The organism is Streptococcus sp. 4094, from assembly GCF_013277125.1.
In the GTDB taxonomy this organism is placed as follows: Bacteria; Bacillota; Bacilli; order Lactobacillales; family Streptococcaceae; genus Streptococcus.
Window position 1 is genome coordinate 1 of the sequence record NZ_VMMI01000063.1, and the last position, 8,906, is coordinate 8,906.

The following is an 8,906-nucleotide window of genomic DNA, read 5'->3' on the forward strand; positions in this document are numbered from 1 at the left end:
CTTAGTTTGGGAATTTACCCAATTTCAGCAGAGATTCTCTGCCTTTCTTCTCCATTTCATGATATAATAGGAGTATGATTACAATAGTTTTATTAATCCTAGCCTATCTGCTGGGTTCGATTCCGTCTGGTCTCTGGATTGGACAAATTTTCTTTCAGACAAATCTGCGTGAACACGGTTCTGGAAATACTGGAACGACCAATACCTTCCGCATTTTAGGTAAGAAAGCGGGTATGGCAACCTTTGTGATTGACTTTTTCAAAGGAACCCTAGCAACGCTACTTCCAATTATGTTTCATCTACAAGGCGTTTCGCCTCTCATCTTTGGACTTTTAGCTGTCATTGGCCATACCTTCCCTATCTTTGCAGGATTTAAGGGAGGCAAGGCTGTCGCAACTAGTGCTGGAGTGATTTTCGGATTTGCGCCTGTCTTCTGTCTCTACCTTGCAGTTGTTTTCTTTGGAACCCTCTATCTTGGTAGTATGATTTCACTATCTAGTGTCACAGCATCTATCGCAGCTGTTATCGGTGTTCTACTCTTTCCACTTTTTGGTTTTATCCTGAGTAACTATGACCCCCTTTTCATCGCTATTATCCTAGCACTTGCTAGCTTGATTATCATTCGGCATAAGGATAATATCACACGTATCCAGAATAAGACTGAAAATCTTGTTCCTTGGGGATTAAACTTGACCCACCAACATCCTAAAAAATAAAACGCCAGTTCAATTCATGTACTGACGTTTTTTGTATGCTTATTTTGATTTGATATAGTTGATACCATCTGCTTTTGGTGCAACTGCTTTTCCAAAGAATGCTGCCAAGACAAGAATTGTTAAAACATAAGGTGCGATTTGAAGATAAACCGTAGGCACTCCTTGTAGGAACGGCAATTGAGAACCGATAACAGCCAAACTTTGTGAAAGTCCAAAGAAGAGACTAGATAGCATGGCTCCGATTGGATTCCATTTCCCGAAAATCATCGCAGCAAGAGCGATAAATCCAGGTCCAACAATAGTTGTCACTGAGAAGTTAACTGAAATGGATTGAGCATAAATCGCTCCCCCAATTCCACCCAAGAAACCTGAAATAATAACCCCTAAATATCTCATCTTGTAGACATTGATTCCCAAAGTATCCGCTGCTTGAGGGTGTTCACCGACAGAGCGGAGACGAAGACCAAATCGAGTCTTGAAGAGGATAAACCAAGCAAGGAATGAGAAGGCAATCGCGATATAACCTAGCAGACTTGTTGATTTGAAGAAGATATCACCAATCACTGGGATATTAGCTAAGACTGGGAAATCAAAGCGTCCAAAAGTCTGACTTAGGTTGTCGGTTTGTCCTTTGTTATAAAGAACTTTCACTAAGAAAACAGCCAAGGCTGGCGCCATCAAGTTCAATACCGTACCGCTGACAACATGGTCTGCACGGAAATGCACCGTCGCAGCTGCGTGAATGATAGAAAAGAGACCACCAACCAATCCCGCTACAAGCAAGGATAGCCATGGAGTTGCTACTCCAAATTGTTCTGCAAATTCAAGGTTAAAGACAACTCCAGAAAAGGCACCCATAACCATAATTCCTTCAAGGCCGACGTTTACGACACCACCACGTTCAGAGAAAACACCACCGATACTTGTAAAGATGAGGGGTGCTGAGTAAATCAGCATAGAAGACACCAAGAGGGTGAGCAAGGTTGTAATAGACATCTTTACTTACCTCCTTTAACTTGTTTTTTCGGTTTGACAAAGCGTTCGATAAGGTAATGAACACTGACAAAGAAGATAATAGACGCTGTTACAATGCTGACAAGCTCAGACGGTACCTGCGCCGCATTCATACCAGGGGCTCCAACTTGGAGAACACCAAATAGGAAGGCTGCAAAGAGAATACCAATTGGTGAGTTGGCTGCAAGCAGACTAACTGCCATCCCGTTAAATCCAACAGCCAATGACGCCCCCTGAACATAGACGTTCTGGAAGGTTCCAAGTCCTTCAACAGCTCCACCAAGACCTGCCAAAGCACCTGAAATAATCATTGATAGGATAATAGTCCGTTTTGCAGAAATACCAGCATATTCTGAAGCATGTGGATTAAGACCAACTGCACGGATTTCAAAACCAAGAGTTGTTTTCTTGAGCATGAACCAAATAACTGCAACGGCAATGAGAGCAAAGAAAATACCGATATTCATCCGTGAGTTACCAGTCAACTCAGCCAACCAAGGGGTCTGGTAGGTTGCATTAGCCCCAACACGAATGGTCGAATCTGTACTTTGCATGAAGTCTTTAGGAAAGGCATGGATAAAGGCATTTCCTACATACAAGACAATGTAGTTCATCATGATGGTTACGATAACCTCTGACGTCCCTAGATAGGCTCTAAGAATACCCGGAATCGCTCCAACAATCCCACCAGCAATCAGGGCAATCACGATGGTTGCTAGAATCATCAAGGGACGTGGCATATCTGGATGCGACAAGGCAAACCAACCACTGAGAATCCAACCAGCCAAAGCCTGACCAGGAAGCCCGACGTTAAAGAAACCTGCACGACTGGCAACGGCAAAACCAAGACCAATCAAGACCAAAGGTCCCATAGCACGGAAGATTTCTCCAATTCCACGCAGGCTACCAAAGGCTGTATGGAACAATTCTTCGTAGCCCCAAATAGCATCATAACCGAAGATCCACATGACAATGGCTCCAAGTAAAATTCCTAGGAAGACAGAAATCAAGGGAACCGAAATTTGTTGTAATTTTTTAGACATCACTCTTCTCCTTTCCCAAGTTTCCACCAGCCATCAAGACACCAAGTTCTTGTTTATTGGTTGTTTCTGGTGATACAATACCTTGAATCTTACCATCATGGATAACGGCAATGCGGTCTGAGACATTTAAAATCTCATCCAATTCAAAGCTGACAACAAGGACAGCCTTCCCATTATCACGCTCTTCAATCAAGCGTTTGTGGATATATTCAATGGCACCGACATCCAAACCACGAGTTGGCTGGCTGACGATAAGGAGATCAGGATCTCGATCAATTTCACGAGCAATAATTGCTTTTTGTTGATTTCCTCCTGAGAGTGCCGCTGCAGGAACCAATTCACTGGCAGCACGAACATCAAACTCTTCCATTAACTTTTTAGCATAAGAAGTAATATTTGAATAGTTCAAAATCCCATTTTTACTATGTGGTTCTTTATAGTAGGTTTGAAGGGCAATATTTTCAGAAATCATCATTTCCAAAATCAAGCCATCACGGTGACGGTCTTCTGGAACGTGCCCAACACTCAACTCTGTAATTTGTCGTGGGTGCAAGCCTACAATTGAATCTCCTTTTAGCTCAATGCTACCAGATTCAACCTTACGAAGACCTGTGATGGCTTGAATCAGTTCAGACTGACCATTTCCATCAATCCCTGCAATACCAACAATCTCTCCAGCACGAACATCCAAGGACAGATTTTTAACAGCTGGAACACCACGGTTTTCATTGACCACCAAATCTTTGATTGACAAGACCACTTCTTTTGGTTGAGAGGCCTGCTTCTCTGTCTTAAAGGAAACTGAACGTCCCACCATCATTTCTGCCAAATCAGCATTAGTAGCCCCTGCAATTTTGACGGTTTCAATTGATTTCCCACGACGGATAACTGTAACGCGGTCAGAAACTGCGCGAATCTCGTCCAACTTGTGGGTAATCAAGATAATTGATTTTCCTTCTTTAACAAGATTTTTCATAATAGCCATCAACTCCTCAATTTCTGATGGAGTCAAAACAGCCGTTGGTTCGTCAAAGATAAGAATATCAGCTCCCCGATAAAGGGTTTTTAAAATTTCTACACGTTGTTGGGCTCCAACTGAGATGTCTGCCACCTTGGCAGAAGGGTCCACAGCTAAGCCATAACGTTCAGAAAGAGCCTTTATTTCTTTGCTAGCTCCAGCGATATCTAGCACACCATTTTTAGTCAATTCACTTCCTAAAATAATGTTTTCAGCCACCGTGAAAGCCTCTACCAACATAAAGTGCTGGTGAACCATTCCGATTCCCAAGCCAGCTGCTTTAGATGGGGAGTCGAGGTTGACAACTTGACCGTTGACCGCGATTTCACCACTAGTTGGTTCAAGAAGCCCTGCTAACATGTTCATGAGCGTAGACTTACCAGCCCCATTTTCTCCTAAAAGTGCATGAATTTCACCTTTTCGTAGGTGCAGGTTGATTTTGTCGTTGGCAACAAATTCACCAAACACCTTGGTAATATCACGCATCTCAATGACATTTTCGTGTGCCATGTGCTCTTCCTTTCAGAGTCTTATTTTATTTCAATAAAACTTGCTAGTTTGTCTAGTAGCAAGCTTTACTGAGACAAAATGACTTTGTCTCAACTCTTAAAAAGCGGCCGATGGCCGCTTCCTAAGAAATAACTTCCATCCATTATTTTGCAGGAACTTTTACGCTTCCATCAAGGATTTTAGCTTTTGCATCTTCAACGGCTTTTTTACCTTCTTCAGAAAGGTTAGTTGTTACCAAATCAACCCCTTTATCTTTCAATGAGTAAACGATCACTTGACCGCCAGGGAATTCACCTTTTTCTGCCTTGTTAGAAATATCTTTTACAGTTGTACCAACTTGTTTCAAAGTAGATGCAAGAACAAAGTTTGATTCTTTGCCATCTTTAGAAGTGTATTTACCTTCTGCTTCTTGGTCACGGTCAACACCGATAACCCAAACTTTTTCATTTTCAGGACGGCTTTCGTTGAGTGATTTTGCTTCTGCAAAGACACCTGCACCTGTACCACCAGCTACTTGGTAAACAATATCTGCACCAGCTGCGTATTGTGCTGCTGCAATTGTTTTACCTTTAGCGGCATCACCAAATGAACCAGCATAGTCAACTTGTACTTTGATAGATGGGTCTACTGACGCAACACCAGCCTTGAATCCTGCTTCAAAACGAGAGATAACTTCTGACTCCTGTCCACCTACAAAACCAACTTGTTTTGTTTTAGTTGTTTTGGCTGCAGCTACACCTGCAAGGTAACCTGACTCATTATCAGCGAAAGTTACGCTCGCAACATTCTTTTGATCTTTAATCACATCATCAATCAAGACATAGTTCAAGTCAGAATGTTCTTTAGCTGCTTCTTCAACCGCATTGTGAAGGGCAAAACCAACACCGAAGATTAGGTTGTAACTTCCAGCCGCTTGTTGCAAGTTGTTAGCGTAGTCAGCTTCACTTGTTGATTGGAAGTAAGTGAAACCGTTATCTTTTGAAAGATTGTGTTCTTTACCCCAAGCCTGCAAACCTTCCCAAGCTGATTGGTTGAATGATTTATCATCAACACCACCAGTATCAGTGACGATTGCTGCTTTTGTCTTCACATCAGAAGATGAATCTGCCTTACGAGAAGAGCGGTTACCACATGCAGCAAGTCCAACTGCTGCCACTGCTACTAGGCCAAGACCTAGCCATTGTTTCTTGTTCATTACTGAACCTCCTAAATAAGATGTGCAACGATGTTGCAAGTATGGATTGGTTGGCCACAAGGACCGTGCCACTCAAAGAGCGACTCAGACTAATTTAAGTCTGTAAAAGAATATGGAAGTAATTCCCCGACCGTCATCTCGACCGTCGATTTATCTTTTGCGACTAAGGTCACTTTTAGATCTTGTTCAAAAAATTCGACCATTACTTGGCGACAAGCACCACATGGTGAGATTGGTTTTTCAGTTTGACCATAAACAATCAGCTCTGAAAATTCTCTTTGCCCTTCAGAAACTGCTTTAAAAATCGCTGTACGCTCTCCGCAGTTTGTCAAAGGATAGCTAGCATTTTCGATATTCACTCCCGTGTAAACACTTCCGTCTTTTGCCACTAAAACTGCTCCGATAGGAAAGTGAGAATAGGGGACATAGGCATGTTTGCTGGTTTCAATTGCCAGTTCAATCAACTCAGTAGTCGCCATCTGCCAATTCTCCTTTTAGAATTGCTACCCCAGCTGACGTTCCGATACGGGTCGCACCTGCTTCAACAAAGGCAAGAGCATCTGCATAAGAACGAGCTCCACCAGCAGCCTTGACTCCCATATCAGGTCCAACTGTTTCACGCATTAATGTAACATCTGCTATCGTAGCACCACCAGTTGAGAAGCCAGTAGATGTTTTGACAAAGTCAGCTCCAGCTTTTTGGGCTAATTGGCAAGCTACAACTTTTTCTTGGTCGGTCAGCAGGCAAGCTTCAATAATGACTTTCACTAACTTGTCACCACTTGCTTCTACAACAGCACGGATGTCCGATTCAACCAAGGCTAAATTACCTGATTTGAGAGCCCCAACATTGATCACCATATCAATCTCATCTGCACCATTTTGGATAGCTTCTTTTGTCTCAAAAGCTTTCACAGTTGAAGTTGTTGCTCCCAAAGGGAAACCTACTACTGTGCAGACCTTGACATCTGTGCCTTCAAGCTCTTTTTTAGCATGTTCAACCCAGGTAGGATTAACGCAAACACTGGCAAAATCATACTCTCTAGCCTCAGACAACAAACTATCAATTTGATTTTCTGTTGCATCTTGCTTTAAAAGCGTATGATCGATATATTTATTTAATTTCATATTCGGATTCTCCTGCGGTTTATGAGATAATTTCTATAATTTCTCGTAAACTTTGCACCCTATCATTTATTTTAACATATTTTTGAAAATCTGTAACTAGCTGAGGAGAAATTTTTCCATTTGTGTATACTTTTGCAACAATTTCTCCCGTTTGAACGGAATCTCCAACTTTCTTTTCAAAAACAATTCCTGTTTCATAGTCCAAGGCATCAGACTTGACTGCACGGCCTGCCCCCAGTCTCATAGCATAAAGCCCAAATTCCATTGCTGGAAGGGCTGAAATGACACCCGTTTCCTGAGCAGGTATTTCCACCACATGGGCAACATTGACAGGACGGTAGAGGTCTTCCAAGTCCCCACCTTGGGCTTGGACCATCTCCTCAAACTTAGCCAGCGCTTGGCCATTTTCAAGATGTTGTCGAACTTCTTCAACTGTTTTATTTATATTTGCCAGGCCAAGCATAATTTGAGCCAATTCACAGATAAAGTGGGTAATATCCTGACGTCCTTGACCTTGTAAAATTTCCAATGCTTCAAGGATCTCCAGACGATTTCCAATAGCACGCCCTAAAGGCTGGCTCATATCCGTAATCACTGCTACCGTTTTTCTACCAACTGCCTTACCAAGTTCCACCATAGTTTGAGCCAATTCGCGCGCTTCATCAACCGTCTTCATAAAGGCACCCTCTCCGACAGTTACGTCTAGCAAAATAGCATCCGCCCCTGCCGCGATTTTCTTGCTCATCACCGAACTCGCAATCAAAGGAATCGTGTCGACAGTTGCGGTTACATCACGGAGGGCGTAGAGAAGCTTATCTGCTTTGACAAGCTGGTCTGATTGCCCAATGACAGATACTCCAATATCCTGAACCTGACGAATAAAATCCTCTTGACTACGTTCTACTTGATAGCCCTTAATGGACTCCAATTTATCAATTGTTCCACCAGTATGGCCGAGACCACGACCACTCATTTTTGCCACAGGTACACCGAAGCTAGCAACAAGAGGAGCTAAAATCAAGGTCACCTTGTCACCAACACCACCCGTAGAATGCTTGTCAACCTTAACCCCATCAATAGCGGATAAATCAAACTCTTGACCTGTCTTGACCATCTTCATAGTTAGGTCAGAGATTTCTCGTGTCGTCATTCCTTTAAAATAAACAGCCATAGCAAAGGCAGACATCTGATAATCAGGAACCGTTCCTGACACATAGCCTTCTACCAGCCATTCAATTTCACTCGAAGTCAGTTCTTGACCATCTCGTTTCTTTTGGATTAAATCAACTGCTCTCATTCTTTCACACTTCTAAGGATATAGTATCCCTTGTCTTTTTTAAGGATTTCACAATTACCAAACACATCCTCCATCTTGGACTTAGCACTTGGAGCCCCTTGTTTTTTCTGGATGACGATGGTCAAATCTCCACCAGTTTCCAAGAAATCTTTACTTTTCTCAATGATTTCGTGAACCACTTGCTTGCCTGCACGGATAGGAGGATTTGAAATAACATGGTCAAATGTGCCTTCAACTTGTTCATAGATGTTGGACTGGAAAATCGTCGCTTCTACTTTATTTCGTTCAGCATTTTGTCGCGCCAAATCCAAGGCACGATTATTGATATCAACCATGGTCGCCTGAACTCCATAAGCCTTAGCTAAAGACAAGCCCAAAGGTCCGTAACCACAGCCTACATCTAGGACTGTCTCTCCTTGGTTGACCTCCAGACACTTGAGCAAGAGTTGACTTCCAAAGTCAATCATTTTCTTGCTAAAAACACCCGCATCCGTTAAAAAGGTCATTTTTTCTCCCAACAACTCCACTCTCAGCTCATGAATATCGTGAGCAGCGTCAGGATTCTCTGCATAATACATTTTACTCATGAAACTATTTTACCATAATTTGACTTAAATTGTAAATCGTTTACATATCCAGAATAAAATCATAACCACCCGTTTGACGGGTGGTTTGAACCAGGGCTATAAGCCCAAATTACCAGCCAGCGCCTAAAGACGCTGGCTTTCACGTTGTTCAAGCCTTATTGCTCTTGACTCGTCACTTGCCTCTCAAAGAGGCTTTAGTATTACTTACCACTATCCCTAAAGGGATCCTCATATTCTTTTACACTCAATTTATCTAGTGCTATATCATGTTTTTCCTGTTCTTGGATATATTTCTTAATTGTGGCTTCATTAAGCCCTACTGTACTTACATAATAACCTTCCGCCCAGAAATGCCTATTCCCAAACTTGTACTTGAGATTGGCGTGTTTGTCAAACAT

The 8,906-nt window shown here is 42.4% G+C and carries 9 protein-coding genes and 1 pseudogene; 1 reads left to right on the forward strand and 9 read right to left on the reverse strand.

Annotation, left to right across the window (positions count from 1 at the left end):
- The first annotated feature begins 74 nt into the window (after nt 1–74).
- Nucleotides 75–716 (forward strand): glycerol-3-phosphate 1-O-acyltransferase PlsY, encoded by a 642-nt coding sequence (gene plsY / locus HT721_RS10525; RefSeq protein ID WP_173214238.1) that lies wholly within the window; start codon nt 75–77, stop codon nt 714–716.
- 39 nt (nt 717–755) lie between these two features.
- On the opposite strand, the gene HT721_RS10530 is transcribed toward plsY, so the two are convergent.
- The 9 genes and pseudogenes from HT721_RS10530 to tnpA all read right to left on the reverse strand — a co-directional run.
- Nucleotides 756–1,712: an ABC transporter permease gene (locus HT721_RS10530; protein ID WP_173214237.1), complete on the reverse strand. Its 957-nt coding sequence runs from the start codon at nt 1,710–1,712 to the stop codon at nt 756–758.
- A gap of 2 nt (nt 1,713–1,714) precedes the next feature.
- Nucleotides 1,715–2,773, reverse strand: coding sequence for an ABC transporter permease (locus HT721_RS10535; RefSeq protein WP_173214236.1), 1,059 nt, complete (start codon nt 2,771–2,773; stop codon nt 1,715–1,717).
- Nucleotides 2,766–4,301: an ABC transporter ATP-binding protein gene (locus HT721_RS10540; RefSeq protein WP_000929815.1), complete on the reverse strand. Its 1,536-nt coding sequence runs from the start codon at nt 4,299–4,301 to the stop codon at nt 2,766–2,768. Before HT721_RS10540 ends, HT721_RS10535 begins: the two co-directional genes overlap by 8 nt.
- Nucleotides 4,302–4,443: 142 nt before the next feature.
- On the reverse strand, nt 4,444–5,496 hold the full coding sequence (locus tag HT721_RS10545) for a BMP family protein (protein WP_001036122.1): 1,053 nt from the start codon (nt 5,494–5,496) through the stop codon (nt 4,444–4,446).
- A gap of 89 nt (nt 5,497–5,585) precedes the next feature.
- On the reverse strand, nt 5,586–5,975 hold the full coding sequence (locus HT721_RS10550) for a cytidine deaminase (RefSeq protein WP_000246089.1): 390 nt from the start codon (nt 5,973–5,975) through the stop codon (nt 5,586–5,588).
- Nucleotides 5,962–6,624: a deoxyribose-phosphate aldolase gene (gene deoC / locus HT721_RS10555; protein WP_173229784.1), complete on the reverse strand. Its 663-nt coding sequence runs from the start codon at nt 6,622–6,624 to the stop codon at nt 5,962–5,964. Before deoC ends, HT721_RS10550 begins: the two co-directional genes overlap by 14 nt.
- A gap of 19 nt (nt 6,625–6,643) precedes the next feature.
- The gene (locus HT721_RS10560; RefSeq protein WP_173214229.1) at nt 6,644–7,921 is read right to left on the reverse strand and encodes a pyrimidine-nucleoside phosphorylase; all 1,278 of its coding nucleotides are present in this window, start codon (nt 7,919–7,921) and stop codon (nt 6,644–6,646) included.
- A complete protein-coding gene (locus HT721_RS10565; RefSeq protein WP_080551624.1) occupies nt 7,918–8,508 on the reverse strand; it encodes a class I SAM-dependent methyltransferase in 591 nt (196 codons plus the stop codon). The genes HT721_RS10560 and HT721_RS10565 overlap by 4 nt, the downstream gene beginning before the upstream one ends.
- A 200-nt stretch (nt 8,509–8,708) precedes the next feature.
- Nucleotides 8,709–8,906 (reverse strand): annotated as a pseudogene (gene tnpA, locus HT721_RS10570) (IS200/IS605-like element ISSsu4 family transposase); the annotation flags it as partial.

Bases quoted from the DNA above. Each gene is read 5' to 3' on its own strand.
- plsY (WP_173214238.1), top strand. From the start codon at position 75: ATGATTACAATAGTTTTATTAATCCTAGCCTATCTGCTGGGTTCGATT.
- HT721_RS10530 (WP_173214237.1), bottom strand. From the start codon at position 1,712: ATGTCTATTACAACCTTGCTCACCCTCTTGGTGTCTTCTATGCTGATT.
- HT721_RS10535 (WP_173214236.1), bottom strand. From the start codon at position 2,773: ATGTCTAAAAAATTACAACAAATTTCGGTTCCCTTGATTTCTGTCTTC.
- HT721_RS10540 (WP_000929815.1), bottom strand. From the start codon at position 4,301: ATGGCACACGAAAATGTCATTGAGATGCGTGATATTACCAAGGTGTTT.
- HT721_RS10545 (WP_001036122.1), bottom strand. From the start codon at position 5,496: ATGAACAAGAAACAATGGCTAGGTCTTGGCCTAGTAGCAGTGGCAGCA.
- HT721_RS10550 (WP_000246089.1), bottom strand. From the start codon at position 5,975: ATGGCGACTACTGAGTTGATTGAACTGGCAATTGAAACCAGCAAACAT.
- deoC (WP_173229784.1), bottom strand. From the start codon at position 6,624: ATGAAATTAAATAAATATATCGATCATACGCTTTTAAAGCAAGATGCA.
- HT721_RS10560 (WP_173214229.1), bottom strand. From the start codon at position 7,921: ATGAGAGCAGTTGATTTAATCCAAAAGAAACGAGATGGTCAAGAACTG.
- HT721_RS10565 (WP_080551624.1), bottom strand. From the start codon at position 8,508: ATGAGTAAAATGTATTATGCAGAGAATCCTGACGCTGCTCACGATATT.